The organism is Pseudomonadota bacterium (assembly GCA_018823135.1).
Classification (GTDB): domain Bacteria; phylum Desulfobacterota; class Desulfobulbia; order Desulfobulbales; family CALZHT01; genus JAHJJF01.
This window is the reverse complement of record JAHJJF010000083.1, coordinates 12,513-31,798: the sequence shown is the minus strand read 5'-3', so window position 1 is coordinate 31,798 and position 19,286 is coordinate 12,513. Positions and strand designations below refer to the sequence as shown.

Below are 19,286 nucleotides of genomic sequence, written 5' to 3'. Positions count from 1 at the left end.
CCTTGGCCAGATATAGAGGTGCTGTCTGTCGTCAGTGCAGACGGGAAAAGTTGAAACTGTTTCTCAAGGGAGACAGATGCTATTCTGATAAATGTGCATTTGAAAGGCGTGCCTTTCCACCAGGACAACATGGACAGGCACGTATGCGCAAAGTTTCAGACTATGCGATACAGTTGAGAGAGAAACAAAAGGTACGCAGAATTTACGGTATGCTTGAGGGCCAGTTCAGGAAGAATTTTCAGATTGCTGAAAGAGCCAAAGGCGTTACAGGTGAAAACCTTTTGGGCCAGCTTGAGAGAAGGCTTGACAATACGATTTTCCGTTTGGGTTTTGCCAGCTCCAGAAGTCAGGCAAGGCAGGTAGTTCGTCATAATCATATTATGGTTAACGGCAGAAAGGTAAATATTCCTTCGTTTATTGTTTCTGTTAATGATGAAGTCACCATAAAGGAAAAAAGTCGTAAGAATGAAGCTATCAATGACAGTCTTGAGGCAGTAGTTCGTCGCGGTGTGCCGAGCTGGCTTAATCTTGATAAAGATAATTATAAAGGAACCGTCAAGGCGTTACCTGATAGAGCTGAGATTACAATGCCGATTCAGGAACAGTTGATTGTTGAACTTTACTCAAAATAAAAGGCAAAAATGGATACCGAGCAAAACAAGTCCCTAGAGACAGATCCGTTTTACAGAAACTGGCATGAACTGATTGTTCCTGAGAAAGTTGAAGTTGATCGAGAGACACTTACAGGCAATTACGGTAAGTTTGTCTGCCAGCCACTTGAACGCGGCTTTGCCACAACAATCGGTAATAGTTTGCGCCGCATTTTACTCTCTTCTATCCAGGGAGCGGCAATAACTTCGGTGAAAATCGAAGGTGGAATGCATGAATTTTCCACAATTCCTGGAATGCTTGAGGATGTTACTGAAATTATTCTGAACCTCAAGGAAGTTCGTTTGAAGTTAAATTCAACCGAGTCGAAAATTGTCAGAATAGAGAAAAAACATGTCGGACCAGTAACAGCCGGGGACATTATTTCCGATGGCAGTGTTGAAGTGATGAATCCTGATAAGCAGATTTGCACGATCACCGGAGATGAAGGCAAATTTATAGCTGAACTCGAAGTGAAATGGGGTAAAGGCTATTCTCCTGCAGAAAAAAATAAGACCGATGATCAGGTAATCGGCGTATTACCCATTGACGCAATTTTTACCCCAATCAAGAAAGTTACGTCGATTGTCAGCCAGGCACGTGTTGGTCAGCAGACCGATTACGATAAGTTGACCCTTGAGATTGAAACAGATGGAAGTGTAAAACCTGAAGATGCCCTCGCTTATTCAGCAAAAATTCTTAAAGAGCAGATGGCGGTTTTTATTAATTTTGATGAAGAAAAAGTTGAACCTGCAATTGAACAGGCGGAAGAAAAAGATCATGCGCCGATAAATGATAATCTCCATCGCAGTGTTGAAGATCTGGAACTCTCTGTTCGTTCGGCAAATTGTCTTCGAAATGCAAATATCAGATTCATTGGTGAACTGGTTCAGAAAACAGAGGCTGAAATGCTTAAAACAAAAAATTTCGGGCGTAAGTCGTTGAATGAGATTAAACAACTCCTTTCGGAAATGGAACTTTCCTTAGGCATGAAGCTTGATGCCTGGGAGCCTCCGACTGCTACCGAGTCGACAGACGAAAACGAATTATAAGAGGTTTGAGATATGAGGCATAGAAAGGCCGGGAAAAGGCTTGGCAGGACTACATCACACCGACTTGCAATGGTCCGGAACATGGTAACATCTTTGCTTGACCATGAAAGGATTGTTACGACTACCACAAAAGCAAAAGAGGTTCGGAAGGTTGCTGACCAGATGATTACTCTTGCCAAGCGTGGCGATCTTCATGCAAGAAGGCAGGCTTTATCATTTATTCGCGATAAGAAAATTGTCGCTAAACTTTTTGATACATTGAAAAATGATTATAAGGATCGGAATGGTGGCTACACCCGCATTATCAAGACAGGAACCAGATTGGGTGATGCAGCTTCCATGTCAATTCTTGAATTAGTAAACTATCAGGAAGTTAAAGCTGCAGAAAGTAATTAATAAAGGTTTGTTCATATAAAATAAAAAAGGCCTGTGTGGGGATGTCACACAGGCCTTTTTTTATTGGTCTGATCCCGTGGTTTGAAGAATATTTCGTGCTTGCCTCAAAGCGGCATACTCTATTATGTTTAAGGACATGTTCTAATCACCGAATTGTTAAGCAGATTTCAACTTTAATCCACAGGATAAATTATGAAAGTAAGAAAAGCCGTTATTCCGGTTGCCGGGATGGGAACACGTTTCCTCCCTGCCAGCAAGGCAATACCCAAGGAAATGCTCACAATAGTTGATCGACCGACGATCCAGTATATAGTGGAAGAGGTCGTTGCTTCAGGCATTGACGAGGTGATTTTGATCACCAGTGAAGGTAAATCAGCCATTGAAAATCATTTTGATTATGATTTTCAACTTGATACGGTTCTGATGCAAAAAAAGAATATTGCATTATGCGAGGAAATTTCTCACATCTCAAATCTCATTGATATAGTTTCAGTTCGCCAGAAAAAACCCCTTGGACTTGGGCATGCAATCTGGTCGGCCCGAAAAGTGATTGGCAATGAGCCTTTTATGGTCGTTTTAGGCGATGATCTTGTTTTGAGTGATAAGCCTTGTTGCAGTCAAATGCTGTCATTGTTTGACGAGTTTCAGGAGTCGATTGTCGCTATCCAGCGCGTTCCTCAAAACCAGACACATCAGTACGGTATAGTCGAAGGGCAAATGGTTCGTGAACATGTTTACCAGGTCGAAAGAATGGTGGAAAAGCCCCCTCCCGGTACAACTAAATCTGATCTTGCAATAATTGGCCGCTATATCCTGCAACCGGATATTTTCGATCTTCTTGAAAAAACAACCCCCGGGCATGGAGGCGAGATCCAACTTACCGACGCTCTGCTTGCTCTTGCATATAAAAGAACCATGTACGCTTATGAATTTGAGGGAACACGTTTTGATGCAGGCGATAAGCTTGGTTCACTCAAAGCCATACTTGCTTATGCGTTGCGTCATCCTGTCGTCGGTAAAGATTTTAGAGCCCATGTTAAGGAAGTCGCAAAGGATTTCTGATCTGCAGGCGATGTTACTGGCCATAAATGTGATTATGGAGAAGCCGGTCCAATGAAGCTTGTGGAAGTGGCCGTTGCCGCCCCGATCCATTCGACACTTACCTATTCTGTTCCAGAAAAGTTATCCAGTAAACTGTGTCCCGGAGTACGTCTTCTCGTCCCTTTGAGCGGCCGCATTGTTACGGGGTATGCCCTCGGTCCCGTAGTTCAAACATCAGAAAAATATCAAATCAAACCTGTTATTGACGTTCTTGATGCACTGCCACTTTTCCCGGAAAGCATGATTCCTTTTTACCGGTGGGTGGCATCCTATTATCTGCATCCTATTGGGGAAGTTATTAAAAGCGGATTGCCGGCGGGTCTGTCACCTCAAAGTAAGAGAAATATTTTACTCACATCCAAAGGCGAGGAGCATTTTCAAGATGTTCAAGCCAGCAGCGAAATTGCCGAGGCCTCATGGCTTAACAGCTTAATCGCCAAAAAGAAACTCGCAGCAGCAGAAGTGCGAAAACTTTGGCGCAGCAAAGCCCGTAATACGCTTGAACAAATGGCGGCAGAAGGGTTGATAAGCATAAATGATGATTTGTCGGGGGATGCGACCAAAATAAAAAAGGAGGTCTGTGTCTGCCTGGCTGAAAATCATTTGGCGATCATTAACAGCTCCAATCTGTTGGTATCTGAGAATAAAACCTTGGGGCTTATTAATGAACTAGGTCGAGAAACCAGTCTTGACTGGATACCCCGCAAAGATATTAGCAGGAAGTACAGCGGAGCCCGGAGTGCTATTAAAAAACTCGCCGATCGGGGGATACTAATAATTAAAGATCGACAGATTTATCGTGATCCCTTCGGAGATCCACCTCATTTTTATCCAGCCCCTGAATATCTGAGCAATGAACAGGAAATTGCTCTTGAAGCAATAAGTAATACCTTGTCAAAGAGGAAGTTCCAGCCTTTTTTGCTACATGGAGTTACTGGCAGCGGTAAAACAGAAGTATATCTTAAAGCGGCGGAAAGAGTGCTCAAGCAGGGTCGCAGCGTCCTGGTGCTTGTACCTGAGATTGCTCTGGCCAGCCAATTGGAAGCGCATTTCTTTTCCCGGTTCGGTGATAATATTGCGGTGCTCCACAGCGGGTTATCTCAAGGTGAGAGATTTGATCAGTGGATGCGTCTTGTCAAGGGGGATGCAAAGATTGTCATTGGCGCGCGGTCGGCAATTTTTGCACCGCTGGGTGATGTCGGGCTCATTGTGGTTGATGAAGAGCATGATGGATCATATAAGCAGGAAGACGGTCTTCGTTACCAGGCCAGGGATCTGGCGGTATTAAGAGGCAGTATGCAGCAGGCGGTTGTAATTCTTGGCAGCGCAACTCCCGCAGTAACCAGTTTTTATAATGCCCGGAAGGGAAAATACAAACTTCTTGAACTTCAGAAACGGATTGCTGACAGGCAGTTACCCAAGGTGCAAAGTATCGATTTGAAGGGGATAAAAACAGTATCAGGGCGGCCGCCGCTGTTTTCAAATGAATTAATTACCTCCCTGAAAAAAACCTATGAATCCGGTGACCAGAGTCTTATTTTTTTAAACAGAAGGGGATTTTCCAACCTCATGCTTTGCCGGGATTGCGGCAGGACTCTGCAATGCGATCAATGCAATATAACCATGACCCTGCATAAAGGGAGAAAAGAACTTATCTGCCACTATTGCGGCTCAACCAGTCGGAGTGATATTATTTGCCCCAGTTGTCATTCGACGCAACTTGTCGGGGTGGGGTTCGGTACTGAGCGGATTGAATCGGAATTGAAAGATATTTTGCCGGGCGCAACAATAGCGCGACTTGACAGGGATACGGCGGTAAAACGCAAAGATTATCTGGATATTCTGAAAGCGGTTCGTGACCGAACAATCGACGTTTTGATCGGAACTCAGATGATTACCAAGGGGCATCATTTTCCCCATGTAACCCTTGTCGGGGTTGTCTGGGGTGATTCTGGACTGGGCCTGCCGGATTTTAAGGCAGGGGAACGAACATTCCAACTCCTATCGCAGGTGACCGGTCGGGCAGGCCGCGGCGACAAACCTGGAAGGGTAATCATCCAGACCCATCAACCCCATCACTACAGCATTGTTTCGGCGCAATCCCATGATTATAATTCAATGTATGAAAAGGAAATAGATCAGCGGCAGAAGCTTGGATTCCCGCCATTTTCAAGACTTGTGAATTTTCGTATTTCAGGGGAACACGAGGAAGAGGTCAAAAAAACTGTGTTAGCCCTTTCCCAGACCGTCAAAAAAATGATTGTCAAACTGAAAAATATGGTCCTGCTGGGTCCGGCACCGGCTCCGTTGTCAAGACTCAGGGGGCAATACAGATGGCAATTCCTTCTCAAGGGGGTGGAAATTGATAAAATTCAGGCGGTTTGCCGTGGGGTTTATGATCAACTTCCACCGGCGATCCGCTCGGGAAAGCTTAAATTGGCGGTGGACGTTGATCCGGAGAGTATGTTATAACTTGTTGATTCAATAGACGATCTAGCCAAATCTGTTGAGGGGGCGGATATTTCATATACTCGTTTTAGTGCATCACCCGACTCCTTGTATATTCAGCCATCTCTTGTTTTACATTTCAGGCTATGGATTTTGAGGGTCTAGATTTTAAATTTCAAGCAACTATTCTCATTTAGTTTGCAAGAGCAAATTATCAAAGTTAAACCAGACACCTGAAATAACGTAATTGGTCTACAGGGCACAAGGGTTTGTAATGGCCGTAAGAAAAATAATCACATATCCTGATCCGGTATTAAGAAACGAAACAAAACCGGTTACTGAGTTTGGCGAGGATCTGAAGCAACTTGTGGAGGACATGGCTGAAACCATGTATCACGCACCAGGGGTCGGCCTTGCCGCAAATCAGATTGGCGTCTGTGAAAAGGTCGTAGTAATCGATATCGCTCCCCATGAAGAAAAAAATCAATTTATTGTGCTGGTTAATCCAACGATTATTGCTCAGGAAGGTGAGGAAATCGACGAAGAAGGATGCTTAAGTGTCATAGATTATGCGGCCAAGGTGAAACGGTTTACCAGAATAACCGTTAAGGCGCAGGATATTGAAGGCGATCTTCTGGAGTTTGATGCCCAGGATTTTTTCGCGCGGGTTATTCAGCACGAGTTGGACCATCTGGATGGCAAACTGTTTATCGACAGGATAAGTTCAATCAAGCGGGCATTGTACAAGAAGAAATTAAAGAAAATTATTCAAAAACGAGAAGAGGATTCCGATGATTGACATGGGTGAGACCATCAACCGCATAATTTTCATGGGCACACCTGATCTTGCTGTCGCATCGCTTCAATCCCTCATTACAAATAAAGAAAACATCGTTGCAGTAATTACTCAACCGGACAGGCCCAAAGGGCGAGGCCGACATCTTGCTCCTCCACCAGTGAAGGTTCTTGCCGAGGACGCAGGGATTCCTGTGCTCCAGCCGGAAAAAATAAAGACTGAAGCCTTTCTGAATGAGATAAGAGCCCTGGCCCCGGATATGATCATTGTTGCGGCATATGGCCGCATCCTTCCTGAAGCATTATTGTCTCTCCCTCCCCTTGGCACCATCAATGTCCACGGCTCACTCCTGCCGAAATATCGCGGTGCGGCACCGATTCAGTGGGCCGTGTTGAACGGCGAAAAAGAAACCGGCGTGACCATCATGCAGATGGATGCCGGTATGGATACCGGCGATATTCTGCTTCCGGCAAGGATACCTATTGAAGCTGAGGATACTTCTGGCACCTTGTTTGAAAAGCTGGCCTTGCTTGGAGGGAAGACGCTGGTCAGAGCCCTTGAGGGAATGAGGAAGGGCGAGATCCGGCCAATGAAACAGGATGATTCCCAGTCGACCCTGGCCCCGCCTTTAACCAAGGAACAGGCCCGGATTGACTGGCAGCAATCCGCCTGGAAGATAAGTTGTCAGATACGCGGTCTCGACCCATGGCCCAAAGCATATACCGAATTATCCGGTGGGCGGGTCCGGCTTTTTTCGCCAACGGTGCAGAGTCAACAAGTGCATGAAAAGCCAGGCACTATCTGTGTGGCTGACAAGGAGGGGCTTCTGGTTGCAACCGGAGACGGATATCTCCTGGCCAGAGAAGTTCAGCGCGACGGATCAAATCGCATGCCGGTTGAAGCGTTCCTGCAGGGTCAGAAAATAGATGTCGGCGCCTGTTTTGGGAATTGATCCGGTTATTAAAGATAAGGCGCTAAACTGTTTTCAGTTTGAGCCTTCCAACAGCGCGTAAAAAAGCAGGATAAGACCATGAAGACCGCCTATATAGATTGTTTTTCCGGGGTAAGCGGCGATATGTTTTTAGGCGCCTTGCTTGATCTCGGCCTTTCAGAAGCCGCGCTGCAGGCGGACTTGGCATCTCTTGGCATCAACGGTTTCACCCTTGAGAAATTCGTGGAAAGGGATACGGTCATTCGTGCGACACGGTTACATGTCAGGGTTCAAAAGGATCAATCGCATCGATCCTTAAGTGATATTCAGCAAATTATTACATCAAGCAGTCTTGATGATGCCATCAAGAATAAATCACTTCAGGTTTTTCAGATACTTGCCGAAGCCGAGGCCAAGGTGCATGGCTGTGCTGTCCAGGAAGTGCATTTCCATGAAGTGGGGGCAATAGACGCCATAGTCGATATTGTCGGCAGTGTCGCCGGGCTCAATCGTCTCGGCGTTGACCAGCTTATCTGTTCGCCCCTGCCGATGCCGAGAGGTTGGGTCGACTGCGCCCATGGAAGGCTTCCGGTGCCGGCGCCGGCAGTATTTGAAATTCTGCGGGATGTTGCCGTCTATGGTGTTGACCTTGATCAGGAACTTGTGACTCCTACGGGAGCTGCCCTGGTAAAGGGTTTGTGTAGCTCTTTTGAAAAGATGCCACCCATGATCATTGATCAGGTAGGATACGGGGCAGGCAGCAGGAAATTGCCGAATCAACCGAATCTGCTGCGCATTATTCTCGGGCGTTCGGTTGAGGTCACAGAAGCCCAGGTTGTGGAAGTTATCGAGACCCATCTTGATGACTGGTCGCCGGAAGGCTTCCCCTATCTCAGCGGCAAGCTTTTTGAGGCCGGTGCTCTGGATGTGGCGTTGGTGCCGATCCAGATGAAAAAAGGCCGTCCCGGTTTCCTCCTGCGGGTTATTGGAGATCTGGCAAAATCTTTTGACCTCCGGGCGATTATTTTTTCTGAAACCACTGCCATCGGCCTCAGGTACAGAAGAGAAAATCGTGTAACCCTGCCAAGAGAATCAGGGAGAGTTGATACGATCTACGGGCCGGTGCAGGTGAAAAAGGTCGAAACCCCCGTGGGCATCAAGATGTATCCTGAATATGAGGACTGCAGGCGTGTAGCTTCAGAGCGGAATATTCCGCTCAATGAAGTGTATAGAGCGGTTGGCAGCAGTCCTGCAGGCAGTTTCAGGAAAGAATGATTATGGATAGAATTTTCATGGCTATTGCAACCGGATTCGGCCTGGGGTATCTGCCAAAAGCTCCCGGGACCTGGGGGACTTTGCTTGCTCTCCCCATTCATGCGGTTATTGTCCGATTACCCCTTGAACAGTACTGGATCGCTCTGGGGGCAATCTTTGTTGTGGCGGTGATAACTGCGGGTTCCGCTGAAAAAATTATCGACCACAAGGATCCTGCTGTGGTGGTTATTGATGAAATAATCGGTATGCTGGTCGCCCTTTACCTGGTTCCGGCAAAGCCTCTGTATATGATTCTAGGTTTCGGGTTGTTCAGACTCTTTGACATTACCAAGCCCTTTCCCATCAACTGGGTGGACCGCCGCATCAACGGCGGCCTTGGAATCGTCATGGACGATGTGATTGCCGGAATCTTTGCCTGTGTCGTCCTTCAAGGTATAATCCGGTTATTGATCTTGTAACAATAAGTCCTGCCAGTCGATCTTCTCAAAGGTATTTCTTAAGAGATGGTCGTCGTCTGATTCGTTGATGATGAGGTTTGAAAATGTTTGCCGGGCCGCCGGAATGACGATATCAGACGGCGTTACCTTGTCTTTTTTACCGATAAAGAGCCAGGCCGGAATTGCGGTTTTTCTGCCTTTATACTCGCTAAACTCCGGGAAATTCAAGGCCGGTGCCAACAGGATAACCCTGCTGACGGCGGCCTCGTTTTCCAGGGCAAAGATGGTTGCCATCAATCCTCCGAAGCTTGAGCCGATCAACGTTACATTCTGTCTGTACGCAAGGATGCTTTCGAGTTTTTTCATCCTCTGGGAAAGATCCCCTTCAAAATCAGCAATGACCATCTCCGGAAAATGCCTTCCAAACCATGCGGCCTTGGTTCCTTTGCTGCTGCTGTCAAGTCCGTGAATAAAGACCACCCGGTTCATTTTTATATTCATGAGGTTCATAAAAAATTCCGATAGATACTATACTCGTCCTGCACTTTGTTTCATAAACTAGAGCATGAATGCTTCATAGAGAAGTTTCAGGGAAAGCATAATTCCCCAGCGATAATTGTCCATCAATCCACGGAGACAAAACTATGACCACCTCCATTGAAAACAAGCCGGTATCCGCCTCGATTCAACAAATGTACCAGCCGATACGCGAAAGAGGGTTCGAATCATTGGAGCAAGTGTCTTCGCGAACTGATTCAGCCCAGATATCCATTGTTACGGATGAAGGCGATATTGTAACACTTTCCCGGGCAATTTCCACGGCCCAGTCTTTTTCTTCGGAAAACTCCTATTCCCCGCAGACCCAGAGTCAGCAATATACCCTTGCCATCCTGGAGACCGACAGCTTTGATTATTCTGTCCAAGGAGACCTCAATGAAGAGGAGTTGGCCGATATCAAGGCGCTGATGAAGGATCTGAGTAAAATAGCCGATGATTTTTTCCGTGGCGATCTGGAGCATGCCATGAAAAGGGCGATGAATCTAGGTGAAATGGGCTCAACTCTTGACAAACTATCAGCAACTTTCAGCCGCACAGCCGCAGTTACGACAAACTATATCCGGGAGTCACACCCCATCCCGCAGATGAAGCCTTTTCCCTATGGAGAGGATCAGGAATTATCAGCAAAAAGTGATTATGCCGACATGCTGCGGGCGCAATGGCAACAGATTAAAGAGATGCTTGAAGGCGAAGAAAGTGAAATCAGGCCCGATGACCGGATTCAGAAACAGCAAAAAAACAAAATGGATGCTGCGGATCAAATGATGCAAAGAGCAGAAGAAACTATTTCCAGGCATCCGCGTCTCAGTCCGTTCATGATGCCATTGGCGAACCGCGCAATTGACACGGCGGTTCCGGTTCATCCGGATAGAGGGCACTCTCTGGATACCCAAATGGCACATCTGTTAAAAGGGGAGATGTTCAAGCATTTTGATGATTGGCTGAATTCTGTTGCAGCCTGAGCATATTGTAATCAGGAGATTTATTCCGTTTTTTTGTGCACCGCAAAGAAATTCCAGGACTGGCAGGTGGGCATGACTTCCATTGAGTTGATGTTGACGTGGGGCGGCAGCGTCGCAACCCAGTAAACAATTCCGGCAATATCTATTGCAGTGAGCGGTTCGGTGCCTTCATAAAATTTCCCTGCCTTTTCTGTATCCCCCTTGAATCTGACAACGGAGAATTCTGTCTCGGCAAAGCCGGGCTCAATGCTTGTGGTGCGAACGGCGGTTCCCAGGAGATCGGCCTTGAGGTTATTGGTGAATTGTTTGACAAAGGCTTTGGTGGCGCCGTAGACGTTGCCGCCGGGATAGGGCCAGCTGCCGGCAACCGAGCCGATATTGATGATATGGCCGCAATTCCTTGCAACCATGCCGGGCAGAATAAAACGGCTGCAGTACACCAGGCCCTTGATATTGGTATCGATCATTGTCTCCCAATCATCCAGATCGACTCTATGTGCGGGTTCAAGGCCAAGGGCCAGACCGGCATTATTGATCAACAGGTCGATGTCTTTGAATTTCTCAGGGATGCCGGATAAATTTTCATCAACGGCATCGCGGTGGCGGACATCGAAACAAAGGGCGAGCACCTCCGTCAGATTGGATAATTCTTTTGCTAATGAATCCAGCCGGTTTTTCCTGCGTCCGGTAATAATGATTCTCCAGCCTTTTTCGGCAAAAAGCCTGGCGCATGCTTCGCCAAAACCGGCGGTAGCTCCAGTGATCAGAACAGTTTGTGGCATGGATGGTTCTCCTTGGAATTGATGCTGCGGCTGAGTTAATAAATGTACACTACTCTTGATTCGGATGGAAGATAGCAAGGCGGAATAGGGAAGGAGGGTGAAAAAAAGCGCCCTGAGATAATATCCCAAGGCGCCGGAAATACAGCGTATTATAAAAAAATCTCCTGCCTAAGTTAAAAGGCGTGTTGTTCTTTTTGTCTCATCGCGTTCGGCGAAACTGGCATCGCCGCTTCCCATGAATTTGTCCGAGGCTTCGACAAGCTCCTGAACATGAAGCATGTTTTCCTGGGTAACCCTGTTTATGTTTAAGACCGCCGAGTTTACCTGCTCAATGCCGTTTGCCTGTTCTTTGGATGCCTGAGCAATTTCCCCCATCAGGTTTTTTACCCGGTCGATATTGTCTGCAACTCGAGTGAAGGCTTCATTTGTTGACATTGCAACATTGTCACCTTCTTTGATTTTTTTAGCTGTTTCTTCAATAAGTCCGGCAGTATCCTTGGCCGCCCCTGCAGCTCGCAAGGCAAGGTTTCTGACCTCGTCGGCTACAACGGCAAAACCGGCTCCTGCTTCACCGGCTCTTGCAGCTTCAACTGCGGCATTGAGAGCCAGAAGATTTGTCTGAAAGGCAATTTCATCGATGGTTTTAACTATTTTTTGGGTTTCAATGCTTGATTTGGAAATCTCTTTCATGGATGATGTGAGTTTGGCCATGTCATGATTTGCTTCCTGAACAACCTGATGTGTTTCGCTTATCAGGCGATCACTTTCCCCTGCTCCTTCGGCATTCCGTCTGGTCATAGCTGACAATTCTTCAAGGGATGAAGATATCTCTTCCAATGATGAGGCCTGATCTGAAGCGCCGTCTGACAGAGAGCCGGCGGTTGAGAAAACACCTTCCATTGCTGTTTTAAGGCTCGTTCCCATTTCACGCATGGATGTGGCAAGTTGACCGATTTCATCCTTGTTGTGGATATCTATGCTGGCGTTCAAATTTCCTGATCCCAGTTCTTTGGCAAACGCCGAACAGTCATCCAGAGGATTGGTAATTCTTTTCGCCATGTACCACAGACCGAAGAAGGCGAGCACCGATATTGTCAGTACAATTGCGAAGATATTTATCAGAAGCAGTTTTATTCTGCTGTTAACTTCTGCGGTTTTTTCGGAAACAACGGCCTCAATAGTATCAATATAGGCGCCGGTTCCAATAATCCAGCTGAGAGGTTTATAGAGTTTGACATACGAAAGTTTCGGCTGCTCAGCGGTAAGGCCGTCCTTGGTGGGTTTGGGCCAGAGATAGTCAACAAAACCTTCACCATTGGCAAGGCAGACATCAACCATGGCTTTAAACAGATTTTCTTTTTTGCCGAGGGCGCAATTGTATTGGGGATTGTCAAGTACTTTGCCGTTAAGCGCCGGGGCGGTTGGGTGCATAACCATTTTAGGATACGGCGCACCGGTATCATTGATCCAGAAATACCCGGTGCTGTTGTCGTAACGCATTTTGCTGAGATCAGACTTTGTTTTTTCAATAGCATCCGGGATCGCATCATCGACATAAATTCCGGTCCCAATGATCCATCCCCACGCAGGGACCTGTCTAACATACGAAAGTTTGGGCTGCTCTTGGGTTAATCCCTCTTTGGTGGGTTTAGGCCAGAGATAGTCAACAAAGCCTTCACCATTGGCAAGGCAGACATCAACCATTGCCTTAAACAGATTTTCTTTTTTTCCTAAGGCGCAGTTATATTTCGAATCATCCAGCAATTTGCCGTTGAGCGCCGGTACAGTCGGGTGCATGACCATTTTGGGATAGGGAGTGCCAATGTCGTTGATCCATACATATCCGGTGCCGTTGTCAAAGCGTATTGTCTGAATGGCATCTATGGCTTGTTGTTTGGCATCTTCCTCAGAAATAGTTCCTTTTTTTGCGGCTTCCATAGCTTTAAGCGTTATGGATTCTGCAACATCGACAATATTTTTCAGGCGATTGCCGTAACGCTTTTTCAGATATTCATTATCCTGGGCATCTTTATAATTTGAATCAATGGTCTCGTAGGCGATATCAACATAGTTTTTAAGACTGGTTTGGACTTTATTTATTTCCTCGGTGCGGAATACCAGGATGTCGGCAGCGGCATTTTTCTTGATACTGACAACCATGAAGACTGTAATCAGTGCCGCAGAGGACAACAATACAGCAAAGGAACTGAGTAAAAATTTCCAGCGGATTTTGAGATTTTTAAACATTGTTTGTTTCCTTTAGTAAAGACTGTTTACTAATTTTGTGTTGGATGAAGGATAAGATTGCCTGACCGAAGAATGGCGAAAAAGGTATGGTCAACGAATTGGTAATAATTTGGATAAATCCTGACATGTAACTTGTCATTTTTTTAATTCTTACCGGGTATATTTTCGCAAAAAAAAAGGCTCAGGTCAATGAATAATGAAGGCTGCAGAGTTTTAGATAGAATTTTCCTATGGATTAGCTTCAATTGATAGATATGGTTGTGGTGTTGACTCGAAAGAGATGCAGGAGAATGGATTTTATGAAAATGTTTCGCTGGTTTGAATAGAACAACCCGGAGACATTATAGATAATTATTTCTGCAAATAAGTAGGCTATTAGTTTATTATCAGTTTTTTTCAAAACTGCGGGCATCTCAGCAACTCTTTTTGTTGTGTTTTCCAGACGGGGGCTTGCGGGCACAGTGAAGCCATCAGGCGCGATGAGTGTACGACAGGAAGTCAGGCAAAACCAAAGTACCAAAATTACGGGCACAAAACTTTGAGCTTGAAAGAAATCATCAAATAACAAAACTTGCTATGGTTCACCCGGAAAATAATGGGGAGGCATAAAAACACTAATAGGTGATTAAATGTGTATAGACGTCAGAAAACAATGTCAGTGCGGTAGGGCAAAGGTTCAGTTTTTTCTGAAAGATAATGTGATGCTTCCTGAAGTTCTTTCCCGGCTTTTCTGCCCGAAGTGTCCGGGGGATGAGCCTTTTGATGAAGAAGCGATGCTTGCGGATAACGGTTGGGTTATTGAATATGATATCCCTTTAGCCAAGATGCTCGCAGCAACCAAGATGATTGACGATCCAGAGAATATCAATCCCGGGTATTTATTTGATAAAGGCCTTGCCTGCTGGCAGGAGTTGTATCCGGGGGAACAGGAAGACATTAAAGAGGAACGGGCAGGGATGGTCGCCCTCAGCAAGGAGGACCAGAAAAAATATCTCGAGACGATTCAAAGGTGGAATATCCACCGGGTGCAGAAATTAAAACAAGCAGGCTGGCGTAAAGTTCAGACCATATAATTAATACATTTCGTATTTGGCCAGCACCCCGTCAAGCTTACCGGCAGCCATGGGTTTTTTAAAAGAAGTTTTGAGGCCGATTTTTTTCAGAAGGGCTCGATCTCCGAAGTAGAGAAAGGCGGTTGACCCTTTGCACTTGTGTTTGAGAAAATCCCCAAAGTCACCGATGAGTTGTCCTGCCTCTTCTTTCTGGCCCAGTCGTATACCGTAGGGCGGGTTTGTGATGATCACCCGGTTTTCGACCTTGTCGATATCCTGAAATCGGCATTTTGTCAGTTCAATGTCCGAGCCGCCAGGCAGGAGATTGAGATTCGCCCGTGCCGAATCAATTGCTATTTTAGAAATATCGCTTCCCTGGATTAAGCCTTGGGGGAGTGGCTGAATATTTTCGTCAGCTTCTTTTGTTACCGCATCCCAAATTTTTTCATCAAAATCCGGCATGTTTTCAAACCCGAAGCGTTCGCGAAAATAGCCCGCCGGAATTCGGCAAAATTTCATTAATGCTTCGGCAAGCAGAGTGCCGGAACCGCACATCGGGTCAAGAAGAGGTTGTTGCCCATTCCATTTGGATTCAGCAACAATTGCTGCGGCCAGGGTCTCCTGCATCGGGGCTTCGACGCTTTCCTGCCGATAACCGCGGCGATGCAGTGAACCTCCTGAGGTATCAAGGGAAATTGTTGCCTTATTGTTTCCTATGTGAAGGTGAATGGACACATCCGGGTTAATTTTTTCCACATTCGGCCTTGAGCCATGAAGTTCCCTGAACTGATCGACGATGGCGTCCTTCAGGCACAGGGATGCATATTGGGAGTGGGTGATTGCGCTCGATTCACAGTGAGCGGAGATCGCAAAGGTTTGTTCAAGCTTGAGAATTGCCGGCCAATCAATTTTGATTGCTGTTTGATAGAGATACTTGGTGCTGTGGCAGTCAAATGTAAGGAGCGGCGCCAGAATCCGCGAACAGAGACGAGACTGGTAATTCACCCGGTACAGTGTGTTCCGGTCCCCTTCAAAAACAATTCCCCGGAAAACAGGGGTCACATTCAGGGCGCCAAGGGATGCGAGTTCTTCAGCGCCCAACTCCTCAAGCCCATTAGCAATCTGGGCAAAAAAACGGTCGGTTTTTTCATAGTTGAACATGCGAATTACAGTACACCAACTGGGGCGTTTGAAAAAGAGCAGATATTCTGCAATGAAAATTTCTTTACTAATGCAAATTTTGTTGTCAGGTTATCTTGATAATTATAAGTTGTATTGTTAGTGTTTTTATGATTAAAAATAAGGAGATACATTTTTATTGCAGGGAGGCGCCGGCCAAATTGGGGATCGAACGAGGTTTTTGTGCAATTTTTCGGGGAGGTTGCCAATGAGTTGTCCTCAAAATGAAGAGGCAGTAAAGCTGAATTGCTGGGAGTTCAAGAATTGCGGACGAATCGAAGGGGGAGCCAGGGAAGCTGAATGCGGTATTTGCCCGGCTTATGGTGAGATTCGGCTGGATGGGTTAAATGCCGGGAAAAATGGCGGCCGGGTTTGTTGGTTTGTTGAAGGAACTCTCTGTGATAACTGTGTACGAAAAGAGGCTGACGGAACGTATCTTGACAAGTATAAAAGATGCCTGAAATGCAATTTCTATAAATATGTTGAAGAACAGCAAGGCGAAAATCTTGCAATTTTGCAGGAAGTGTTTGATCGATTGCGCTGATTTGAAATGTTACAGCAGGATGCCGGATATTTCTTTCTGCATCCCTTCAATTACCGATATGGGATCGGCGGCCTTGGTGATCGGCCGCCCGACTACCACATGATCTGCGCCGTTTTGAATGGCTTTCTGAGCAGTCATTATCCTTTTCTGGTCATCCATGTTTTCCGATATATTCGCCCCAGGCCTGATTCCTGGGGTTACCAGCAGCAGTTTGTCGCCTAAGCCGCTTCTTAGCTTTTGAGCCTCGAGCCCTGAAGATACAACGCCGTCGCAGCCAAGTTCAAGGGCTCTTTTTGCACGGAAATAGACGAGATCCTCTATACTCTGAGTCATGCCCATGGCCCGCAGATCTTCTTCGCCGAAACTTGTGAGAACGGTGACCGCAAGAAGTTTCAGGTCGCCTTTCGCTTCAATTGCCGCCCGGATTATCGGGTCATTGCCATGAATGGTGGCAAAGGTGACACCGCGGTTGTTGAGTTGATTGACCGCGAGCTTTACGGTTTCGGGAATATCAAAGAATTTAAGGTCAACCATGACCTTATGTCCCCGGTCAACCAGCCAATCAATGATATCAAAATAACTGGCCATGAAGAGCTGGAGCCCGACCTTGTAAAAACCAATATGGGATTCGGTTCTTGTAACCCATTGCCTTGCCGTGTCGGCATCGTCAACATCAAGGGCGAGAATTATTCTATCATTTAAGGGAATATTTTTATTGTTCATTTGTTATTCCTTAATTTGTAAATGTATGTCAGCAAAGACCGAAGGGTTTACCAGGTGTCGAAAAATACTCTTCCGCCGACCCTGAATGCCCCGGTATCCAAATCATAAAAAAGGCCTTGCCCTTTCACCTTGATATTTTTCCCTTCTAATTCAACCAGCTCAGCGGACTTGATTGTTCTGTCTTTGACCATATATCGCAAGGCGTCGGTCCGGACCTCATAGCCGTCTCGCCCGGCGACCTGGACATTATCGAGCATGGTGAGAATCTGTTTACTGGTGTCATAAAAGGCTACGCCGCCGTCAATTTCTAGGGGATCTCCGGCGGTGTTGTAGAGTGTTGCCCGGACTTCTTCCATGGCAAGTTGCGTTTCATCGGCCAAAGTGGAGATTTTTCTGGTGATAAGGCGTAATTCCTCTTTGCCGCCTGTGGTTTGAATGTAATTGACCCCTTCCAAGGTAAATGTCCTGGGTGGGGGAGGCAACATATTCGTTTTACTGGTGAAATCCCCCCGGGGTTTCAGGAAAGACCCCGCCAGCGGCCACCAGATCGGCGAGGCTGCGACAAGGATTAAAGGCAGGATCCAGAGAAGGTTTCGCGGCCCGCTCATGGGTGGGTGTATTTTTCAAGGAGGGTTTGAGTCATATCCTTTGCTTCGATGATCAGATCGCAGACCTCGCGCACCGCACCTTTGCCCCCTGGGCTTGAGGTTATGAAATGAGCAACATTTCTGACTTCTGCTGCGCCGTCGGCAACAGTTATTGCAAATCCAACCCGGGTGAGAATCGGCAGATCCAGCCAGTCATCTCCCATATAGGCTATTTCTTCAGGTTTGACCTTGAGTTCGGAAATTATTGTATCATACGCCTCGATTTTATTTCTGGATCCCTGAAAGACGTATTTAAGGGAAAGATCTCTGGCGCGTCGGGTCACAGCCTCAGAAGTCCGGGCGGTAATGATCCCTACTTCCACTCCGGCCTCCTGGAGGAGTCTGAGGCCAAGGCCGTCTCTGGTGTGAAAGGATTTTATCTCATCGCCTCCATGGGTATAGGTGATGGTGCCGTCGGTCAAAACTCCGTCAACGTCAAGGAGCAGCAGTTTGATCTGTTTGGCCCTTGGCAGGCAGGAGCGCCACAGGTAGCTCCGCTCGTCAGAATGTTTTCGTGAGAACGCTTTTTCCCGCAGTCCTTGGGTGATATCACAATCCGAAGGATAGGAGGTTCCTGATGGGGAGCAGGTGTCGTCCGGCATTATTTGTCCTGGAAGTTAAGATTTGGAAACAATGGAGTGGATTTCAATTAAATGTTTGAGCAATTGTTCCATCTGGTCCAGTGGCATGGAATTAGGCCCGTCGCAGAGTGCTTTTTCGGGATTCGGGTGAACTTCCATGAACATGCCGTCAATGCCTGCTGCAACAGCGGCGCGGGCAAGGGGTGGAATAAATTCCCGTTGGCCGCCTGAAGAACCACCAGCACCTCCCGGTAATTGGACACTGTGGGTTGCATCGTAAATTACCGGGCATCCCAGTGAGCGCATCACCGGAAATGAACGCATATCAACAACAAGATTGTTATATCCAAGGGTATACCCTCTTTCGGTGAGCAGGAGATTATTGTTGCCGGTTGATTTGATTTTACTCACGGCGTATTTCATGTCCCAGGGCGAGAGAAACTGGCCCTTTTTAAGGTTGACCGCTTTGCCGGTTTCAGCTGCGGCCAGCAGCAGGTCGGTCTGTCTGCACAAAAAGGCAGGTATCTGCAGAATGTCTAAAACTTCAGCGGCCTGGCGGGCCTGGGAGGGGCTGTGGATGTCAGAGACCACCGGGATTTTGTATTTTTCCTTTATATCGCCTAAAATCTTAAGTCCTTTTTCTATCCCAGGGCCACGGAAAGAATCAAGGGATGTCCTGTTCGCCTTATCAAATGATGCTTTGAAGGCATAAGAAATCCCGAGTTGCCGGGTGATGGGCAGCAGTGTTTCGATTACCTGATGGGCAATGTCCTCCGACTCGAGAACACAGGGGCCGGCAATCAACAAAAAAGGCCGGCCTGGGCCGACCTCAAAATGATTCTGTATCGAGACGGTATTCATGTTAATTGATTATTCTCCATAAGTTTAACTCAAACAGAAACTGCCAGAGATTATCCCCCGCAAGGG

At 46.7% G+C, this 19,286-nt stretch carries 20 protein-coding genes; 12 read left to right on the top strand and 8 right to left on the bottom strand.

Going from position 1 to position 19,286, the window contains the following annotated elements:
- Window positions 1–2: 2 nt before the first annotated feature.
- The 9 genes from rpsD to KKE17_08530 all read left to right on the top strand — a co-directional run bounded on the left by rpsD (window position 3) and on the right by KKE17_08530 (window position 9,105).
- Window positions 3–632 (top strand): 30S ribosomal protein S4, encoded by a 630-nt coding sequence (gene rpsD, locus KKE17_08570; GenBank protein MBU1710041.1) that lies wholly within the window; start codon window positions 3–5, stop codon window positions 630–632.
- A gap of 9 nt (window positions 633–641) precedes the next feature.
- Entirely contained in the window at window positions 642–1,700 is a 1,059-nt protein-coding gene (locus tag KKE17_08565) for a DNA-directed RNA polymerase subunit alpha (protein MBU1710040.1), read from the top strand.
- A 12-nt stretch (window positions 1,701–1,712) separates the two neighbouring features.
- Window positions 1,713–2,096 (top strand): 50S ribosomal protein L17, encoded by a 384-nt coding sequence (gene rplQ / locus KKE17_08560; GenBank protein MBU1710039.1) that lies wholly within the window; start codon window positions 1,713–1,715, stop codon window positions 2,094–2,096.
- A 192-nt stretch (window positions 2,097–2,288) separates the two neighbouring features.
- Window positions 2,289–3,158, top strand: a complete 870-nt coding sequence (gene galU, locus KKE17_08555; protein MBU1710038.1) for a UTP--glucose-1-phosphate uridylyltransferase GalU — start codon at window positions 2,289–2,291, stop codon at window positions 3,156–3,158.
- A 51-nt stretch (window positions 3,159–3,209) separates the two neighbouring features.
- The gene (gene priA, locus KKE17_08550) at window positions 3,210–5,669 is read left to right on the top strand and encodes a primosomal protein N' (GenBank protein MBU1710037.1); all 2,460 of its coding nucleotides are present in this window, start codon (window positions 3,210–3,212) and stop codon (window positions 5,667–5,669) included.
- Window positions 5,670–5,919: 250 nt separating this feature from the next.
- Window positions 5,920–6,444 carry a peptide deformylase gene (gene def, locus KKE17_08545; GenBank protein ID MBU1710036.1) on the top strand — a complete coding sequence of 175 codons (525 nt, stop codon included), beginning with the start codon at window positions 5,920–5,922 and terminating at the stop codon, window positions 6,442–6,444.
- Between the two features lies 1 nt (window position 6,445).
- Window positions 6,446–7,393, top strand: a complete 948-nt coding sequence (gene fmt, locus KKE17_08540) for a methionyl-tRNA formyltransferase (protein MBU1710035.1) — start codon at window positions 6,446–6,448, stop codon at window positions 7,391–7,393.
- A 78-nt stretch (window positions 7,394–7,471) separates the two neighbouring features.
- Window positions 7,472–8,647, top strand: coding sequence for a nickel pincer cofactor biosynthesis protein LarC (gene larC / locus KKE17_08535; GenBank protein MBU1710034.1), 1,176 nt, complete (start codon window positions 7,472–7,474; stop codon window positions 8,645–8,647).
- 2 nt (window positions 8,648–8,649) lie between these two features.
- Complete coding sequence (locus KKE17_08530; GenBank protein ID MBU1710033.1) at window positions 8,650–9,105, top strand: phosphatidylglycerophosphatase A; 456 nt, start codon at window positions 8,650–8,652, stop codon at window positions 9,103–9,105.
- Here the strand turns inward: KKE17_08530 and KKE17_08525 are convergent.
- On the bottom strand, window positions 9,091–9,564 hold the full coding sequence (locus KKE17_08525) for an alpha/beta hydrolase (GenBank protein ID MBU1710032.1): 474 nt from the start codon (window positions 9,562–9,564) through the stop codon (window positions 9,091–9,093). The genes KKE17_08530 and KKE17_08525 overlap by 15 nt on opposite strands.
- A 164-nt stretch (window positions 9,565–9,728) precedes the next feature.
- Here KKE17_08525 and KKE17_08520 point away from each other — a divergent pair, with 164 nt between their 5' ends.
- On the top strand, window positions 9,729–10,604 hold the full coding sequence (locus KKE17_08520; protein MBU1710031.1) for a hypothetical protein: 876 nt from the start codon (window positions 9,729–9,731) through the stop codon (window positions 10,602–10,604).
- A 20-nt stretch (window positions 10,605–10,624) separates the two neighbouring features.
- On the opposite strand, the gene KKE17_08515 is transcribed toward KKE17_08520, so the two are convergent.
- Both KKE17_08515 and KKE17_08510 read right to left on the bottom strand, forming a co-directional pair.
- Entirely contained in the window at window positions 10,625–11,386 is a 762-nt protein-coding gene (locus KKE17_08515; GenBank protein MBU1710030.1) for an SDR family oxidoreductase, read from the bottom strand.
- Window positions 11,387–11,554: 168 nt separating this feature from the next.
- Window positions 11,555–13,633: a cache domain-containing protein gene (locus tag KKE17_08510; protein MBU1710029.1), complete on the bottom strand. Its 2,079-nt coding sequence runs from the start codon at window positions 13,631–13,633 to the stop codon at window positions 11,555–11,557.
- A 629-nt stretch (window positions 13,634–14,262) separates the two neighbouring features.
- Between KKE17_08510 and KKE17_08505 the strand changes: the two genes are divergently transcribed.
- Complete coding sequence (locus KKE17_08505) at window positions 14,263–14,706, top strand: hypothetical protein (protein ID MBU1710028.1); 444 nt, start codon at window positions 14,263–14,265, stop codon at window positions 14,704–14,706.
- Here KKE17_08505 and KKE17_08500 read toward each other — a convergent pair whose 3' ends face one another.
- Window positions 14,707–15,846 (bottom strand): class I SAM-dependent RNA methyltransferase, encoded by a 1,140-nt coding sequence (locus KKE17_08500; GenBank protein ID MBU1710027.1) that lies wholly within the window; start codon window positions 15,844–15,846, stop codon window positions 14,707–14,709. It lies immediately after the preceding gene.
- Between the two features lie 226 nt (window positions 15,847–16,072).
- Here KKE17_08500 and KKE17_08495 point away from each other — a divergent pair, with 226 nt between their 5' ends.
- The gene (locus KKE17_08495) at window positions 16,073–16,408 is read left to right on the top strand and encodes a hypothetical protein (GenBank protein MBU1710026.1); all 336 of its coding nucleotides are present in this window, start codon (window positions 16,073–16,075) and stop codon (window positions 16,406–16,408) included.
- 9 nt (window positions 16,409–16,417) lie between these two features.
- Here the strand turns inward: KKE17_08495 and pyrF are convergent, their stop codons facing one another.
- From pyrF to kdsA, 4 genes are read right to left on the bottom strand one after another with little or no spacing between them, the layout of a single operon-like run.
- Window positions 16,418–17,131, bottom strand: coding sequence for an orotidine-5'-phosphate decarboxylase (pyrF, locus tag KKE17_08490; GenBank protein ID MBU1710025.1), 714 nt, complete (start codon window positions 17,129–17,131; stop codon window positions 16,418–16,420).
- A gap of 47 nt (window positions 17,132–17,178) precedes the next feature.
- Window positions 17,179–17,739, bottom strand: a complete 561-nt coding sequence (lptC, locus tag KKE17_08485) for an LPS export ABC transporter periplasmic protein LptC (protein ID MBU1710024.1) — start codon at window positions 17,737–17,739, stop codon at window positions 17,179–17,181.
- Window positions 17,736–18,380 (bottom strand): HAD-IIIA family hydrolase, encoded by a 645-nt coding sequence (locus KKE17_08480; GenBank protein ID MBU1710023.1) that lies wholly within the window; start codon window positions 18,378–18,380, stop codon window positions 17,736–17,738. Before KKE17_08480 ends, lptC begins: the two co-directional genes overlap by 4 nt.
- A gap of 15 nt (window positions 18,381–18,395) precedes the next feature.
- Window positions 18,396–19,220 (bottom strand): 3-deoxy-8-phosphooctulonate synthase, encoded by an 825-nt coding sequence (kdsA, locus tag KKE17_08475; GenBank protein ID MBU1710022.1) that lies wholly within the window; start codon window positions 19,218–19,220, stop codon window positions 18,396–18,398.
- Window positions 19,221–19,286 lie beyond the last annotated feature (66 nt).